The organism is Mesorhizobium sp. B2-9-1 (assembly GCF_006439455.1).
Classification (GTDB): domain Bacteria; phylum Pseudomonadota; class Alphaproteobacteria; order Rhizobiales; family Rhizobiaceae; genus Mesorhizobium.
Map to the genome: position 1 here is coordinate 182,808 of NZ_VFTP01000003.1, position 17,161 is coordinate 199,968.

General features: G+C 63.2%; 12 protein-coding genes, 1 tRNA gene and 1 pseudogene. 11 read left to right on the forward strand and 3 right to left on the reverse strand.

What is annotated here, in order from left to right:
- Nucleotides 1-9: 9 nt before the first annotated feature.
- Nucleotides 10-1,521: an L-arabinose ABC transporter ATP-binding protein AraG gene (gene araG / locus FJW05_RS08350; RefSeq protein WP_140630236.1), complete on the reverse strand. Its 1,512-nt coding sequence runs from the start codon at nucleotides 1,519-1,521 to the stop codon at nucleotides 10-12.
- Nucleotides 1,522-1,593: 72 nt separating this feature from the next.
- Nucleotides 1,594-2,583 carry an arabinose ABC transporter substrate-binding protein gene (locus tag FJW05_RS08355; protein ID WP_140630238.1) on the reverse strand — a complete coding sequence of 330 codons (990 nt, stop codon included), beginning with the start codon at nucleotides 2,581-2,583 and terminating at the stop codon, nucleotides 1,594-1,596.
- 253 nt (nucleotides 2,584-2,836) lie between these two features.
- Here FJW05_RS08355 and FJW05_RS08360 point away from each other — a divergent pair, with 253 nt between their 5' ends.
- Nucleotides 2,837-3,526, forward strand: coding sequence for a FadR/GntR family transcriptional regulator (locus FJW05_RS08360; protein WP_246673313.1), 690 nt, complete (start codon nucleotides 2,837-2,839; stop codon nucleotides 3,524-3,526).
- Nucleotides 3,527-3,536: 10 nt separating this feature from the next.
- Complete coding sequence (dgoD, locus tag FJW05_RS08365; RefSeq protein ID WP_140630245.1) at nucleotides 3,537-4,685, forward strand: galactonate dehydratase; 1,149 nt, start codon at nucleotides 3,537-3,539, stop codon at nucleotides 4,683-4,685.
- Between the two features lie 114 nt (nucleotides 4,686-4,799).
- On the opposite strand, the gene selD is transcribed toward dgoD, so the two are convergent.
- Entirely contained in the window at nucleotides 4,800-5,849 is a 1,050-nt protein-coding gene (selD, locus tag FJW05_RS08370) for a selenide, water dikinase SelD (protein WP_140630969.1), read from the reverse strand.
- Nucleotides 5,850-6,063: 214 nt separating this feature from the next.
- Here selD and fdnG point away from each other — a divergent pair, with 214 nt between their 5' ends.
- The 9 genes and pseudogenes from fdnG (at nucleotide 6,064) to FJW05_RS08410 (ending at nucleotide 16,670) form a co-directional block, all read left to right on the forward strand.
- Nucleotides 6,064-9,150, forward strand: coding sequence for a formate dehydrogenase-N subunit alpha (fdnG, locus tag FJW05_RS08375; protein WP_140630248.1), 3,087 nt, complete (start codon nucleotides 6,064-6,066; stop codon nucleotides 9,148-9,150).
- 12 nt (nucleotides 9,151-9,162) lie between these two features.
- On the forward strand, nucleotides 9,163-10,113 hold the full coding sequence (gene fdxH, locus FJW05_RS08380; protein ID WP_140630251.1) for a formate dehydrogenase subunit beta: 951 nt from the start codon (nucleotides 9,163-9,165) through the stop codon (nucleotides 10,111-10,113).
- Entirely contained in the window at nucleotides 10,100-10,804 is a 705-nt protein-coding gene (locus FJW05_RS08385) for a formate dehydrogenase subunit gamma (protein ID WP_140543931.1), read from the forward strand. Before fdxH ends, FJW05_RS08385 begins: the two co-directional genes overlap by 14 nt.
- 102 nt (nucleotides 10,805-10,906) lie before the next feature.
- Nucleotides 10,907-11,824, forward strand: coding sequence for a formate dehydrogenase accessory protein FdhE (fdhE, locus tag FJW05_RS08390; RefSeq protein WP_140630254.1), 918 nt, complete (start codon nucleotides 10,907-10,909; stop codon nucleotides 11,822-11,824).
- Nucleotides 11,825-11,831: 7 nt separating this feature from the next.
- The gene (gene selA, locus FJW05_RS08395) at nucleotides 11,832-13,253 is read left to right on the forward strand and encodes an L-seryl-tRNA(Sec) selenium transferase (protein WP_140630257.1); all 1,422 of its coding nucleotides are present in this window, start codon (nucleotides 11,832-11,834) and stop codon (nucleotides 13,251-13,253) included.
- Nucleotides 13,240-14,028: a tetratricopeptide repeat protein gene (locus FJW05_RS08400; protein WP_181164880.1), complete on the forward strand. Its 789-nt coding sequence runs from the start codon at nucleotides 13,240-13,242 to the stop codon at nucleotides 14,026-14,028. The genes selA and FJW05_RS08400 overlap by 14 nt, the downstream gene beginning before the upstream one ends.
- Nucleotides 14,025-15,851, forward strand: a pseudogene (gene selB / locus FJW05_RS08405) (selenocysteine-specific translation elongation factor); the annotation flags it as partial. The gene FJW05_RS08400 and the pseudogene selB, both read left to right, overlap by 4 nt.
- Before the next feature lie 126 nt (nucleotides 15,852-15,977).
- Nucleotides 15,978-16,073 (forward strand) — tRNA-Sec (locus tag FJW05_RS27360).
- 156 nt (nucleotides 16,074-16,229) lie between these two features.
- Entirely contained in the window at nucleotides 16,230-16,670 is a 441-nt protein-coding gene (locus FJW05_RS08410) for a hypothetical protein (RefSeq protein ID WP_140630264.1), read from the forward strand.
- Nucleotides 16,671-17,161: the final 491 nt, after the last annotated feature.

The following is a 17,161-nucleotide window of genomic DNA, read 5'->3' on the forward strand; positions in this document are numbered from 1 at the left end:
CAGAAGTCCTCAGGATGCGATCGCGTCGGGGGTTTTCTTGTCGGGGAGCGCCGCGGCCAGGATCGCCTTTTCGGCGAATTGGTCGCGCGCGAGCTCGGCGCTGATGCGCCCGCCACACATCACCAGGATGCGGTCGCAAATGCCCATCACTTCCGGCAGCTCGGAGGAGACGACGACGATCGCCATGCCCTCTTCGGCAAGCTGGTAGAGCAGTTCGTAGATTTCCGATTTGGCGCCGATATCGATGCCGCGCGTCGGCTCGTCGACGATCAGCACGCGGATGTCCTGTTCGGATAGCCAGCGGCCGAGGATGACCTTCTGCTGGTTGCCGCCTGAGAGATTGACGATATCCTGCTTGCGCGAAGGCGTGCGCACCTTGAGCTTCTTGATGAAGGTTTCGGCCGTCGCGATCTCGCTGGCACGGTTCAGGACGCCGAAGCGCGTGTGATGGCGCCTGGACGAGATATTGATGTTCTCCTCGATCGAGCGGCCCTGGATGATGCCGTCATGCTTGCGGTCTTCCGAGCATAGCACGATGCCGGCCCTGATCGTGTCATGCGGGCTGGCGGCGGCAACCGTCTTGCCGTCGACCATGATCGTGCCGCCCGAACGCGGATCGGCGCCGAAGACAAGCCGCATCAGTTCGGATCGGCCGGCGCCGATGAGGCCGAAGAAGCCGACGATCTCGCCGGCGCGGGCTTCGAAGCTTGCCGGCGTGCGCAGCCTGGCGCCGCTCAGTTTGTCGACCTTGAGGCGAACCTCTCCCGCCTTGCGCGGCCGAAAACCCCAGATGTCGGAAATCTCGCGGCCGACCATTTCGGCCACGATCTGATCGCGGGTGACATCCTTCAGCGATTGATGGTGCGCGGCGAGCTTGCCGTCGCGCAGCACCGTCAGGCTGTCGCAGAGCCGGAACACCTCGTCGAGGCGGTGCGACACATAGATGATCACCTTGCCTTCGCCACGCAGCCGGTCGATCAGGGCGAACAGGATTTCGCTTTCACGTGACGATAAGGAAGAGGTTGGCTCGTCCAGCGCGATGACGTGCGCATCGAGCATGATCGCCTTGGCGATCTCGACCATCTGGCGTTCGCCGATCGACAGCGTCTTGACCTTGCGGCGCATGTCGATGTCGATGCCGGCCGATTTCAGCTTGGCGCCGACATCCTCCAGCATCCTGCCGCGCGCGATGACGCCGGCGCTGGCGGGAAAGCGCCCGAGGCTGAGATTCTCGGCGACGGTGAGTTCCGGAACAAGCTGCAGTTCCTGATGGATGACGATGACGCCATTGTCGAAGGCGTCGCGGGTCGAGGTATAAGCCTGGACCTTGCCGTCGATGGTTATTTCGCCGGTATCGGCATGCTGGTCGCCGGACAGGATCTTGATCAGAGTTGATTTGCCAGCGCCGTTCTCGCCCATCAGCCCGTGCACGGCGCCTCTTTCGACGCCGAACGTCACGTCGGACAAAGCCGTGACGCCCGGGTAGGTCTTGGTAACGTTGGAGAATTCGAGAAAGGACACGGGGCTTCGATCCTTCTTGGGCAGGCCAAACAGGCGGCGGCATCAAGCCGCCGCCTGTTTGTACAGGGAGGATTATTCGATGCCGAGGTCCTTGCGCACCTTCTGGTAGTCGTCGCGCTTGGCCAGCGCGCCCGCGGTCAGCGTCAGCTTCGCCGGCTCCTTGTTGTTGGCGATCCAATCATACATGTTGAGCGCGGTCTCATAACCATGCCGCTTCGGTGAGATAATCACGGTGCCGACGAAGCCGGTCGCGGCGGGCTTCTTGAACTCGTTGATCGCCGATTCCGCGCCGCCGATGCCGACGCCGATCATGCCGTCGGCGGGAATGCCGACACTTTCGGAAGCGCGAACGGCGCCCAGCACGGCCTCGTCGTTGAGGCCGAAGGCAATCCACTTCTTGATGTCGGCATGGGCATTGAGCACCACAGTCGCGGCGTTGAGGGCCGCTTCCGTGTCGGTCTTGGCTTGCGGGGCGTCGAAGATGTTCTGGGTCTTGAAGCCGGCGGCTTTCAGCACCGAAATCGCGCCTTCAACACGGTCGACGGCTGTCGGCAGCTGATCGTATGAAACGCGGATCGCGCCGACCTCGTCCATCTTCCAGCCGCGCGCCTTCATCTCATCGATAATGGCCTGACCAACCGCCTCGCCGATCTTGGTGGCCGAAATGCCCATATGCGGCACGTCTTCCAGCGGCTTGCCGTCGGCGCCGACGAGGCGGTCGTCCACCGTCATCAGCTTGAGATTGTTGGCGGCGGCCTTGGCGACGATGCCTGGGCCGAGTTTCACGTCCGGCGTGCAGACGACGAAGCCTTGCGCTCCTTGAGCGCCTAGATTGTCGATCGCCGACATCAGCTTCTCGCCGTCCTCGGCGCCGATCTTGACGAGAGTGAAACCCTTTTCCTTGGCGGCCTGGTCGGCGAACTTCCATTCATCCTGGAACCACGGCTCCTCCGGCTGTTTGACGATGAAGCCGATCTTGGTGTCCTGAGCATAGGCAGCGATGGTCGTGACGGACAGCACGGCAAGCGCGCCGGCGACGAGCGCGGTCTTCAAAAGTCGCATGATTACCTCCCAGCGATGGCCGGGCGCTTGAGCCCGGGTGCTGGAGTTTCTAGTTGTTTTTATCATACTCGTCAATTGATCTGGTATGATAATTAAGATACATGCTCTGACCAGGGATCGCTGGCGCAATTGACCCGCATCCGGTAAGGCCGGTTGTGCGAAACCGACAGGTTCGCCGCCTTGGAGGAGGGCTGAGGTGACCGAAACTTCGAAGAAGGCACAAGGCGACACCGCTACCCGCCGGCCGCGCGTGATGCCCGATGTAACGAAGGCGCTCGCCTCGGACATTTTTTCCGGACGCTATCCGGCAGGCTCCTCCCTGCCGACCGAAAATGATCTCGGCATCGAATACGGCGTCAGCCGCACCGTCATCCGCGAGGCTCTCAAAGTGCTGGCCGCCAAGGGACTGGTGCTGTCGCGGCCACGCATCGGCACGGTCGTATGTGAACAGGACAACTGGAACATTATCGATCCGCAGGTGCTGGCCTGGCACGCGCCGCATGCGCTCGACGACAAGCTATTCGACGCCATCCTAGAAACGCGCCGCGCCATCGAACCATTGGTTGCCGAACTCGCCGCCACGCGTGCGACACTGCAGGAAGTTGCCGACCTCGAAGCGGCATGGCGCGGCATGGCCGGCGCAGGCGAGGACCTCGCCGCCTTCTCGCGCAGCGACATTGCCTTCCACCAGATCGTCTATGCCGCAAGCCACAACCCGATCTTTCGGCAAATCGGCAATCTGATCGACACCGGGCTGAAGTTCTCGCTGGAAGCCTCAGCGACGATCTCGCTGGAAAGGCGCATGGAAGCGGTGGCGGCGCACCGCGAGGTGGTGGAGGCGCTGCGCATGCGCGATGCCACCGCGGCGAGGGGCGCGGCGACCAATATCCTCGATCTTGCGGCGCGCGATCTGCTCAGCGCCAAAAAACTCAAGAACAACTGAGACGGATCGCATGAAGATCACCTCGCTCACCACCTACATCGTGCCGCCGCGCTGGCTGTTCCTCAAGATCGAGACCGATGCCGGCGTCACCGGCTGGGGCGAGCCCGTCATCGAAGGCCGGGCGCTGACCGTCGAGGCGGCGGTCAAGGAATTCGCCGACTACCTCATCGGCAAGGATCCTCGCCTGATTGAGGATCACTGGACGGTGATGCATCGCGGCGGCTTCTACCGCGGCGGGCCGATCCTGATGAGCGCCATCGCCGGCATCGATCAGGCGCTGTGGGACATCAAGGGCAAGGCGCTCGGCGTACCCGTGCACGAACTGCTCGGCGGCAAACTGCGCGACACGATCAAGGTCTATTCCTGGATCGGCGGCGACCGGCCGGCGGAAGTCGCGGCGGGCGCCAGGGAAGTGGTGGCACGCGGCTTCCACGCGCTCAAGATGAACGGCACCGAGGAACTGCAGATCGTCGACAGCCACGACAAGATCGACGCCGTGGTCGAGCGCGTCGCCATGGTGCGCGAGGCCGTCGGCCCGAATATCGGCATTGCCGTCGATTTCCATGGCCGCGTTCACCGGCCGATGGCGCGCATCCTGGTCAAGGAGCTCGAACTCTACAGGCTAATGTTCATCGAGGAACCGGTACTGAGCGAAAACCGCGAGGCGCTGAAGGAGATCGCCGCGCTCGGCTCGACACCGATCGCACTCGGCGAACGGCTCTACAGCCGCTGGGACTTCAAATCCGTATTCGAGGAAGGCGTCGTCGACATCATCCAGCCCGATCTGTCGCATGCCGGTGGCATCACCGAATGCCGCAAGATCGCGGCGATGGCGGAAGCCTATGACGTGGCGGTGGCGCCGCATTGTCCGCTGGGGCCCATCGCGCTGGCCGCGTGCCTGCAGCTCGACGCCGTGAGCTACAATTGCTTCATCCAGGAGCAGAGCCTGGGCATCCACTACAACGCCGGCAACGACCTGCTCGACTATGCCGCCAACAAGGACGTCTTCCGCTATGAGGACGGCTATGTCGCCATTCCCGACGGCCCGGGCCTGGGCGTCGTCATCGACGAGGACTATGTCAAGGAGCGCGCCAGGGAAGGCCACAACTGGCGCAACCCGATCTGGCGCCACAAAGACGGCTCCTTCGCCGAGTGGTGAACGGCACGGTCGCCGGCCAGCTTGACCCAGTGTCGCCTAACCGCGCCCCAGGTTCCCGCTGGTTTTCCCAAGCGTTCGACGATGGCGACAGCGACAGCAGGAGATGCCGGTCGCTCAGTCCTCGATCACTAGGGCTGGTTGGCCGCGCTTGACATATCCGATCATCGCTGCCGACGGATAGCCGCTAGCGACAATTCTCTCGACCAATGCACCGGCACGGTCAGGATCGCAGGCTATCAGCAGCCCGCCTGAAGTCTGCGGATCGGTGAGAAGATGGCGCCGCCACTCCGGCATATCCGACGGCAGGAGCACAGCATCGCCATAGCTCGACCAGTTGCGCCGCGATGCGCCGGTGACGAAACCTCGCTCCGCGAGCGCTGCCGCTTCTTCAAAGACGGGAACGTCGTGGTCGCAAATGACGAGCGCGCAGTCGGAGCCGCGCGCCATCTCAAGGGCATGCCCGATCAAGCCGAACCCGGTCACATCAGTGATCGCATGCACGCTTGCGTCCTCGGCGAGCTCCGCTCCAATCCGGTTGAGAAGGGTCGTCGAGGCGATCATCTCTTCGTAGCAGCCGGGCGGCAACGCCTGCCTTTTGATGGCCGCGGAATAAATCCCAACGCCGAGTCCCTTTGTCACGATCAGGGCGTCTCCCGCCTTGGCCCCCGAATTGCGTCGGATGTCCGTCGGCCGGCAGGTGCCGATTACGGCAAGCCCGTAGATCGGTTCCGGCGAGTCGATCGAATGGCCGCCGGCGATGGGTATCCCGGCTGTGGCGCAAATGTCGTGGCCGCCCTTCAAGATTTCCCGGATGATGTCCGTCGGCAGTTTCTCGATTGGCATTCCAAGGATGACCAGGGCCATAATTGGCCGCCCGCCCATTGCATAGACGTCAGAAAGTGCATTGGTCGCCGCAATCCGGCCGAAGTCGTACGGATCGTCCACCATCGGCATGAAAAAATCGGTGGTCGCAATCACGCAGGTCGCGTCGTCGATCTGCCAGACGGCAGCATCGTCTCCGGTTTCGGTACCGACAAGGAGCTGCCTGAAGGGGCTGGGAACCGGCTGTTCGGCAAGAAGCTGCTGAAGGACGGAGGGCGCCAGCTTGCACCCGCAGCCACCGCCATGAGCAAGGCTGGTCAGGCGCGGAGGTGCTTCGGTGATATCGCCCCGCGACGCGGGAGCCGTTTCCAACACCACGCCTTACTGTAGGGTCACGTTCCAAAAAACGTCAATCGCATTTTTCCTGCGCGAAGCATTTGCCGACGCTGATCTGCGCTCTAAGTTTTTGACATTACGCCAATTTGGCTCAAAATGGCGTGCGTGTCCCTTGGTTCTGGATGCTCGTATGGGCATGGAATTCGGGAGGAAAACCCAGATGAATGTTGAATTTTCACGGCGCGCGTTCCTGCAGACGGCGGGCGCGGGTCTCGCCGGCACGACATTGGGAGCTTTCGGCTTTGCCGACATCGAGGCCGCGCATGCGGCGGCGATACGGTCCTTCAAGCTCGCCAACACGACCGAGACGCGCAACACTTGCCCGTACTGCTCGGTGGCCTGCGGCATCATACTGTATTCGAAAGGCGATCTTAGAAAGGGCGAGCAGGCCGACATCACCCATATCGAAGGCGATACCGACCACCCGACCAATCGCGGCACCTTGTGCCCCAAGGGATCGGCCCTGCTCGGCTTCGTGAAATCTCCAACCCGGCTGCGGCATCCGATGATCCGCAAGCCCGGGTCCGACAAGTTCGAGCCTATAGGCTGGGAAGACGCGCTCGACCGCATCGCCCGCCTGATGAAAGACGATCGCGACAAGAACTTCGTCGCGAAGAACAATGACGGCGTGACGGTCAACCGGTGGCTCACCACAGGCTTCCTCGCCGCCTCGGCTTCGACCAATGAAACCGCGTTCGCGACCTACAAAGTAGTCCGCAGCACGGGCATACTGGCGTTCGACAACCAGGCACGTGTCTGACACGGCCCGACGGTGGCGAGTCTCGCCCCAACATTCGGCCGTGGCGCAATGACCAATTCCTGGACCGACATCAGGAACACGGATCTTGTCGTGATCATGGGCGGCAATGCCGCGGAAGCGCATCCCTGCGGCTTCAAATGGGTCACCGAAGCGAAGGCAAACCGCGGCGCCAAGCTCATCGTCATCGATCCGCGCTTCACGCGGTCAGCCTCAGTTTCCGACCTCTATGCGCCGATTCGCCAGGGGACGGACATCGCCTTCCTGCTCGGCCTGATCAACCACTGCATCCAGAACGACAAGGTGCAATGGGATTATGTGAAGGCCTTCACCAACGCGTCCTATGTCGTCAAGCAGGGCTTCACATTTCAGGACGGCCTCTTCTCCGGCTATGACGAGGCGAAGCGCGACTACGACAAGTCTACCTGGGACTACGACATCGGCCCCGACGGCTTCGCCGTTGTCGACGAAACCCTGGCCAATCCCCGTTGCGTCTGGAACCTGCTCAAGAACCACGTCGCGGTCTATACGCCGGAGATGGTCGAACGCATCTGCGGCACGCCGAAGGAGAGATTCCTGAAGGTGGCCAAGATGGTTGCCGAAACGTCCGCGCCGAACAAGGCGATGACGTCGATGTATGCGCTCGGCTGGACGCAGCACTCGAAGGGCTCGCAAAACATCCGTGCCATGGCGATGCTGCAGCTTGTGCTCGGCAATATCGGCATTCGCGGCGGCGGCATGAACGCGCTGCGCGGCCATTCCAACATCCAGGGGCTGACCGACCTCGGGCTGATGTCGAACCTGCTGCCGGGTTATCTCACGGTGCCGACGCAGAAGGAGCCGGACCTCGCGACCTACATGTCGACGCGCGGCTTCAAGCCGCTGCGGCCGAACCAGATGAGCTACTGGCAGAACTACAAGAAGTTCTTCGTCAGCTTCCAAAAGTCGATGTGGGGCGATGCGGCAACGCCGCAGAACGACTTCGCCTATGACTATCTGCCGAAGCTAGACGTGCCGGGCTACGACCTGCTGCGTGCTTTCGAGCTGATGCACCAGGGCAAGATGAACGGCTATTTCTGCCAGGGCTTCAACCCGCTGCAGGCGGCTCCGAACAAGAAGAAGGTGATCGAGTCATTCTCGAAGCTCAAATTCCTCGTCATCATGGATCCGTTGGACACCGAGACGGGACGGTTCTGGGAAAACCACGGCCCGTACAACGATGTCGACCCGTCGCAGATTCAGACGGAAGTCTACCAGCTGCCCTCGACCTGCTTCGCCGAGGATGACGGCTCGCTGGTCAATTCGGGGCGCTGGCTGCAATGGCATTGGGCTGGCGGCACGCCCCCCGGGGAGGCCAAGCGCGACACGTGGATCATGGCGCAGCTCTACCTGCGCCTGAAGGATCTCTACACCAAGGAAGGCGGCGCCTTCCCCGATCCGATCGTCAAGCTCACCTGGCCTTATGCCGATCCCGACGATCCGAAGGCCGAAGAGCTTGCCCAGGAGATCAACGGCAGGGCGCTCGCCAAGGTGACCGACACGGCCGATCCGACGAAGGTGCTGGCCGAGGCCGGCAAGCTGCTGCCTGCCTTTGCCGCGCTGCGCGACGACGGCTCGACCGCCTGCGGCTGCTGGATCTATTCCGGCTGCTTCAACGAGAACGGCAACAACATGGCAAGGCGGGATACGAGCGATCCGGACGACGCCGGCTTCTATTCGAAATGGGCGTTCTCATGGCCCGCCAACCGCCGCATCCTCTACAACAGGGCGTCGGCTGACCTCACCGGAAAACCTTGGGATCCGAGCCGCAAAGTGATCGAATGGGATGGCCAGAAGTGGTCGGGGTACGACGTGCCCGACATTCTGCCCACTGCCAAGCCCGATCAGGTCGGCCCGTTCATCATGAACCCGGAAGGCGTCTCGCGCCTCTTTACCCGAACCATGATGCGCGACGGACCATTCCCGGCGCATTACGAGCCGTTCGAGTCGCCGATCGTCAATCCAGTGGCGCCCAAAGTCCGCGGCAATCCCGCCGCGCGGGTGTTCCAAGGCGATATGGCCCAGTTCGCCGAAGCGGCCTCGCCGGAGTTCCCCTATGCGGCGACCTCCTACCGGCTGACCGAGCATTTCCACTTCTGGACCAAGCACGTCATCGTCAATGCGGTGATGCAGCCGGAGTTCTTCGTGGAGATTTCGGAACAGCTGGCGGCCGAGAAAGGCATCACCAAGGGCGGCTGGGTGCGCGTCTGGTCGAAGCGCGGTTCGGTTGTGGCGAAGGCCATGGTCACCAAGCGGATCAGGCCGCTCACCTGCGACGGCAAGACCATTCACATCGTCGGCATACCGCTGCACTGGGGCTTCACGGGAGCGGCGAAGAAAGGCTTCGGCCCGAATATGCTCACACCCTTTGTCGGCGACGCCAATATCGAGACGCCCGAGTACAAGGCGTTCCTGGTCAATATCGAGCCCGCGCCAGGGCCGGTGGCATAGGAGGAGCGAGCGATGTTTCCTCCCATTCCCAACCCTTCGACGACGCAAACGGCCCCGCGTCTCTCCGAGAAGGACCTCATCCGCCGCTCGGCGTCGACCGTGCCTGCCCCGGAAAAGCAGCCCACGGAAGTCGCCAAGCTTATCGATGTCTCGAAATGCATTGGCTGCAAGGCCTGCCAGACAGCCTGCATCGAGTGGAACGACACGCATCCGGAGGTCGGCGTCTTCGCCGGCGCTTTCGAGAATCCGCCCGACCTGACGCCGGACATGTTCACGCTGATGCGCTACAGCGAATGGGACAACCCGGAGACCAACGAGCTCGAATGGCTGATCCGCAAGGACGGCTGCATGCATTGCGCCGATCCCGGCTGCCTCAAGGCCTGTCCGGCACCGGGCGCGATCGTGCAATATTCGAACGGCATCGTCGATTTCGTCCACGAGAACTGCATCGGCTGCGGCTACTGCATCAAAGGCTGTCCGTTCAACATCCCGCGCATCTCCAAGGTCGACCACACGGCCTACAAATGCACGCTTTGCTCCGACCGGGTGGCGGTCGGTCAGGGTCCGGCCTGCGCCAAGGCCTGCCCGACCCAGGCGATCGTGTTCGGTACGAAGGAGGAGATGAAACAGCATGCCGACGGCCGCATCAAGGACTTGAAGTCGCGCGGCTTCGTCAATGCCGGCCTCTATGATCCGCCGGGCGTCGGCGGGACACATGTGATGTATGTGCTGCATCATGCCGACAAGCCGGAGATCTATAGCGGCCTGCCCAAGGACCCGAAGATCAGTCCATTGGTCGAGGCTTGGAAAGGTGTGACCAAATATGCGGGCCTCACGGTCTTGGGCGTGGCGGCCGGCGTCGGCTTGCTCCACCATTTGATCATGGGACCGAACAGGGTAACCGAGGCGGATGAGGAGCACGCCGAACAGCTGACGGAGGGCGACAGCCATGGCCGGCGATGACCTCAAGCCGAACGAACAGGTCCATCCCGGCAAGCCGGTGATCGTGGACCGCTACACGGTAGGGGCACGGATCAACCACTGGATCACGGCGGCGAGCCTGGTCCTGCTCGCCCTGTCCGGCCTTGCGATGTTCCACCCGAGCCTGTTCTTCCTGTCCGGCCTCTTCGGCGGGGGCCAGTTCACGCGCTTCATCCATCCCTGGATCGGCGTTGTGCTCTTCTTCAGCTTCCTTGGACTTTTCCTTCGATTCTGGAAGGCCAATCTGTGGAGACGCGAGGACGGGACGTGGCTCGGCCGTTTCCGCGACGTGCTGGCCAACCACGAGGACAATGTTCCCGAGGTCGGCAAATACAATGCCGGCCAAAAACTCGTCTTCTGGTCAATGTCGGTGCTGATTGTGATCCTCATCTCCAGTGGACTGGTGGCATGGGATCAGTATTTCTCCCAGTATACGACAATCGATCAGAAGCGCGTGGCCATACTTGTCCACTCCATAGCGGCGGTGGCGATCATCGGCGTCTGGATCGTCCATTTCTATTCGGCCATCTGGGTGCGCGGTACCATTCCGGCCATGACGCGTGGGCGGGTGACCGGCGGCTGGGCCTGGCGGCATCACCGCAAATGGCTGCGGGAGCTCGTCACCAAATCGAGCAAGGAAACGGGATCGTCGGGATCCAAGCCCGCCGAATAGAGCGGGTGCTGGTCGGATGACTTTCCCGCCCTAGTTTTTGTGTTTGCACATGATTTTTGCCGGTCAGGCAACCACGTGACCCGTGCGGTTCGTGAGGCTCGAATGCCAAGACAGATCATTCCGGCCGGTTCCGACCCCACCGCCATAGGCGAGATCTCCGCCCCTCCCTTTGCCTGCCTTCCAGAGCCTGCAAGTCTGTTTTCTCGTCGTGCGCAGCGGTGGAACGCGCTGGCTGCAGGCCATGAGCTGCGTCCCTATCTTTGCTTTCTTGCCGCTCTCGCCGATGTGCAGCACTGCATCCAGGAGGACCTGGCGGAGCCAGCGATGCCTGATGCCGCAGCGCGCGAGCGCGCGCGCAGTTTTGGAATGCCGCCGCTCGACCGCAACAGCCTCGCGCTCGACATGGCCACGGAGACGCTCGACCGCCTGGTCGCCGCGGCATTGGAGATCGAGAAGCCAGGCGCCGCGGCCGATGCGCTGGACCGTTTGAGGCAGGCCACTCCGGCGAAGCGCGTCGGCATGGTGCGCAATGTGCTCGCCGGTGCGATGCCGATGGAGGCGCTCGCCGAGCACGTCTACGTCGCGGCCGCGCTGCAGGTTCACTTCGCCCGTCTCGCCGCCCGACTGGACGCCCATGCGCTGGTGCCGGTAGGCGAAGGTGCATGCCCCGCCTGCGGATCCCCGCCTGTATCCTCGATCATTGTCGGCTGGCAGAGGGCCCATGGGTCGCGCTTCTGCGCATGCTCGCTGTGCGGCACGTTGTGGAACTATGTGCGCATCAAATGCACGTTATGCGGCTCAACCAAGGGCATCGGCTACCAGGAGATCGAGGACGGACCGGGCACGGTGAAGGCAGAGACCTGCGATTCCTGCGGCTGCTATGTGAAGATCCTGCATCAGCACAAGGACCCCGGGCTCGACCCGATCGCCGACGACGTGGCGACGCTTGGCCTCGACATGCTCGTGCGCGAAACCGGCTATCGCCGCGGATCGTTCAACCCGTTCCTGATCGGCTATTGAGGGTGGGATGTCCGGTCTGCCCGCAACTCGCCTGCGCGATCTCCCTTCAGTCGATCGAGTGCTGAAGACGCCACTCGCGGCTGCGGCGGTCGAGCGCTTCGGGCAGCAGTCGACGACGCGCGCCATCCGCGATGCGCTCGAAGAAGCGCGGGCAGCGTGCCGCAACGGGGCCGCGGTGCCTGATCCGTGCGACCTCGCTGTCGACGCGCTTGTGCGGCTCAAGACCGCCGAGCACCCGTCGTTGCGCCCGGTATTCAACCTGACCGGCACTGTGCTGCACACCAATCTCGGCCGCGCGCTGATTGCGGGCGAAGCCGCCGAGGCGATGCGCGCTGTCATGCACGAGGCAGTGGCGCTCGAATTCGACACCGGGACGGGCAGACGCGGCGAACGTGACGATCATCTGCGCACGCTGATATGCGAGCTCACGGGGGCGGAGGACGCGACCATCGTCAACAACAACGCGGCTGCGGTCCTGCTCGTCCTCAACACGCTCTCGCTCGGCCGCGAGGCGATAGTGTCGCGTGGCGAGCTGATCGAGATCGGCGGCGCTTTCCGCATGCCGGACATCATGGTCCGCGCGGGCGCGAGGCTCGTTGAGGTCGGGACTACCAACCGTACGCATCCCCGGGACTATCAATCCGCCATCGGTTCGGCGACCGGGCTGGTGTTCAAGGTGCATACGTCCAACTATCGGATCGAGGGGTTCACGGCGGAGGTCCCGGCGCGCGAGCTTTCTGCAATCGCCAGGAAGCGCGGCGTGCCTCTCGTCCACGACCTCGGCTCGGGCACGCTCATCGATCTCACCCAATATGGCCTCAGGTACGAGCCGACCGTGGGCGAGGCGATCGCGGACGGCGCCGATCTCGTCACCTTCTCGGGCGACAAGCTGCTCGGAGGGCCGCAGGCAGGTTTCATCGTCGGCAGGAAGGATCTTGTTGCCGAGGTCAACCGAAACCCGATGAAGAGGGCGCTTCGCGTCGACAAGCTCCGGCTGGCCGCGCTGGAGGCGACGCTGAAGCTCTATCGCAACCCGGATCGCCTGGCCGAGCGTTTGCCGACTCTGAGGCTGCTCGCGCGCCTCGCCGTCGATATTGTCGCGCAGGCCCAGCGTCTGGCTCCCCTGCTTTCCAATGCGTTGGGCGTTCAATTTTCAGTGCAAGTGATGGAGTGCCGCAGCCAGGTCGGATCTGGCGCAATGCCGCTCGATACCTTGCCGAGCGCCGGGCTTGCCCTCAGCCCCCATTCAGGAAGCGGTCAGGCTCTGGAAATTCTTGCAGCCGCGTTGCGGGCGCTGCCTGTTCCGGTGATCGGGCGGGTCGAAAAGCGGGCGCTCGTGCTTGATCTGCGTTGCCTTGAAGACGAAGCCGGGTTTGTGGCCAATCTCGCGAACTTCACTCTGGGAGGAGATGGTGGTGCGGTGGCTTGATCATCTCCCGCGCAAGCCCACCCGGACACCTGTGGCCGACCAGCTGGCGGCCGCCCTCGACGCCGCCAGACGGGGCGACTATGCCACAGCTCTCTGCATTTGGGAGCCGCTGGCGCGGTCCGGATCGGCTCGCGCCCAAAACAATATTGGCGCCTGCTTCGCCGAGGGGCTCGGCGTCGAGCGTGACCGCAGTCTTGCCGTCCGCTGGCTGGCGCTCGCCGCCGAAGCCGGCGATCCGGTCGGGCAGCGGAACCTCGCCTCGCTCTGTTTCCGTGGTGAAGGCGTCGAGCAGAACTACCGCCGCGCGGCCGAGCTCTATCGGGCAGCGGCCGAGCAGGGCGACGGACCGGCGCAGGACATGCTGAGCTGGATGCTGCTCGAGGGTGAGGTGATCGAGCCCGACATTGCCGAGGCGCGGCGCTGGGCGCTGGCCGCTGCCGGGCAAGGGATCGCATCGGCAATGACCCGCGTCGGCATGCTCTATCACGATGCGCTCGGCGTGCCGCGCGATCCTGCGGAAGCGGTCCACTGGTGGCGCAAGGCGGCATTGCGCGGCGACGCGGACGGTCAGGCCATGCTCGGCGCCGCCTGCCATCTCGGGGCCGGCGTTTGCGCCGACGCTGTCGAAGCCTATGCCTGGCTGCTGCGTGCGCAGGCAGGCGGCAGTGTTCTCGCAGGCCGGTACCTGGACGCGGCGCGCGCCGCGCTGACCGCGGACGATATCGCCGAGGCCGAGCGCCGCGCTGCGCTGCCGTCCGAGGAGCCCGCGCCATGATCGTCGGCACGGCGGGGCATGTCGACCACGGCAAGACGACGCTGGTGCAAGCACTGACCGGCGTCGACACGGACCGGCTCCAGGAAGAGAAGGCGCGCGGCATGACGATCGATCTCGGCTTCGCCTATCTTCCGACGCCGAGCGGGGACGTCATCGGGTTCATAGACGTCCCCGGTCATGAGCGCTTCGTGCACACCATGGTCGCCGGCGCCAGCGGCATCGATTTCGTGCTGTTGGTCGTGGCAGTCGACGACGGCGTCATGCCGCAGACGCGTGAACATCTGGCGATCGTCGATCTGCTTGGCGTCAGGCGCGGGCTGGTCGTGCTCTCGAAATGCGATCTGGCCGACCCGACACGACGCGCAGCCGTTGCCGCTGACGTCAGCGTCGCACTTGCCGGCACCGCCTTGGAAGAGGCTGAGGTCATCCCGGCCTCCACCGTTACCGGTGAAGGCATCGATGACCTTCGACGCCTGCTGTCCGAAGAGGCTTCGCGCTTCGCCAGGCGCTCAGCCGCGGGCCGCTTTCGATTGGCGGTCGACCGCTGCTTCACCCTCAATGGCATCGGTACTGTCGCGACCGGCACCGTCCTCTCAGGTTGCGTTGATGTCGGCGACAGCGTGGTGACAAGCCCGCCAGGGCTTGCCGCGCGCATTCGCTCGATCCGCGCTCAGGACCGCGTGGCGGAGCGCGGCCGAGCCGGAGACCGCTGCGCGCTCTGTCTGACAGGCGACGGCGTCAGTAAGGAGGCGATCCGCCGCGGAGATGTGATCCTCGATCCCGCGCTTCACGCGCCGGCAGATAGGATCGACGCCGAGTTGCGCCTGCTGCCCCGCGAGCCAAGGCCGATCGGGCAGTGGTTCCCGGTGCGGCTCCATCACGCCGCGGCCGAGGTCGGGGCGAGAATCGTGCTCCTCGGCGACGAGCCTATAGCGCCGGGCGGCACGGCCAAGGTCCAGATCGTTTTGGAGAGCCCGATCGCCGCTGCGGCCGGCGACGCCTATGTGATGCGAGACACCTCCGCCCAGCGAACCATAGGCGGCGGGCGCTTCATCGACCTCAGGGCCCCGAGCCGGAAACGCCGTTCACCGGATCGGCTGGCCATGCTCGAAGCACTCGCCATCGCGGCTCCGGAAAAGGCCGTCGCTGCGCTGCTCGACACGCCGCCCCGCTATCTGAACCTCGCAGCCTTCGCACGCGATCGGACGCTCGGCGCCGGCGAGATCGCCAGCCTGATCGATCGTCTTGGCCTTGTCACGATTCCCGTCGGGGAGACGCAGTTCGTGGTCTCGTCGATGCGTTGGGCCAGGTTCAAGCGCGACCTGAGCGCAACCCTGGAAACTTTCCATGCCGACAACCCGGATATGCCGGGCATCGGAATGGAAAAGCTGCGACTTCAGCTTGATCCCTGCCTTCCTGCGCCGGCCTTCGCTGCTGCAATGCGAAGCCTCGTCCGCGCCGGGCAGATTGAACTGTACGGCGCCTGGATACGGCTTCCGGGTCATGAAGTCCGTCTGGCGCCCAGGGAGGAGGCCCTCTGGCGTGAGATCGAGCCGCTGATAGCCGGCTCGGAGCGATTCCATCCCCCAAGAGTGCGAGATATCGCAGAGGAGCTTGCCAGGCCGGAAGCCGAAATCCGCAAGCTTCTGAAGCTTACTGGACGGATCGGCACGGTGCATGAGGTTGCGCATGATCACTTTTTCCTTCGGTCGGCGTTGGCCGAGATCGTCGAGATTGTCTGCAAACTGGCGGCCGAGCATGACGGGCAGTTCAGCGCCGCACAGTTTCGAGATCGTGCGGGCAGCGGCCGCAAGGTCGCCGTTCACATCCTCGAATTTCTCGACCGGCATGGCGTCACCTTGCGGCGTGGTGACCTGCGGCGCGTCAACGGGCAGCGGCTGGACCTGTTTCGCCACCAGGATGACAAAGCGCCAAAGGCAGAAGATTCTGGAGGAGCATCGTCCCCGGTGGGGCGTCCGGACTTCAAATCCGGGAAGGGCCGCGAGCCGGTCCTTGGTGGGTTCGACTCCCACTCTCTTCCGCCATCCTCCTAGAGCGTTTCACCGTTTCACGGAAACGGCGAAACACTCTATCTCTTTGTTTTTGCGCAATTCCGGACGGAAAACCGTGCCACACTTTCCCTGGAATTGCTCTAGAGTCCGATCCTGAAAATCTATCGGACCTCCCGAGGAGATGAAGCGATGCCAGCATCCTTTCTGCTCGAACTGACAACTTCGGCCGAAGCCGCCAAAGCTGCGGAGACGAGTTTCAGACGCGAGGCCGCAAGGCAGATCGCGGCGCTAGAGCAAGAGCGCGCATTCGCCTTCAGGCGGCTTAACCTGATGCAGCTACTCGGCGATGCAATAGCCCCGGCGGAAAGTGAGGATATCGCCGTGGCGAGCGCCTTTGCCGCCTTGCGCACGCGTCTCGGCTGGAATGCAGACAGCGAGGCGTGCTCGGAGGTGATCTCGCATTTTGGCCCGGTTGCGCTGGCAATGTTCCGGGATTCGAGCGGGGACCAATCCGCCAACACTCATGCCGCCCTTGCGGATTTCGAGCACTGGTATTCCGAAACCCGGGGCTCACCGTTCTGGACCCTGTTCGAGCAGCAGATGCCGGACACGCCTGTCGTCGATTTTTGAAGAACGCAAATCCACGGAACCGACGGCTGCCTTCGAGGCGCATGCCAATAGGCATGTTCGGCGCACGTCCTCAATTGAGCACTGTCGGCAATCTCTTCGTCATCCTGCCGGAGCTCGAAAAGGCAATCCAACAATAGCGCACATTCCGCGGTGTCCTGATCTGCTATTCCCGATAGTGCGCGCGGTGGCGCGACGGCGTCTTTGATACAGTCAATTTCCCACGCGCGCGGTAGCCGGAACAATACGGAACGATATGGGAAGATATCTTGTTTTGGCCCATGAAAAGAACAATGAAATCAACATCATTTCCACATCCTCCGGGCCCACCAAAACCTCCGCATAAGCCATGTTATCGCTGGATTTTTTGATAGTTGCCCACAGTATGGACTCGAACCCCCTTCGTTTGAAGAACCTCGAAGCGTTTTTACGCATTTCAAGGAAATCGAATCGAGCCAGGCATCGCGTGTGCTGAACTTGAGCGACCGTTGTCG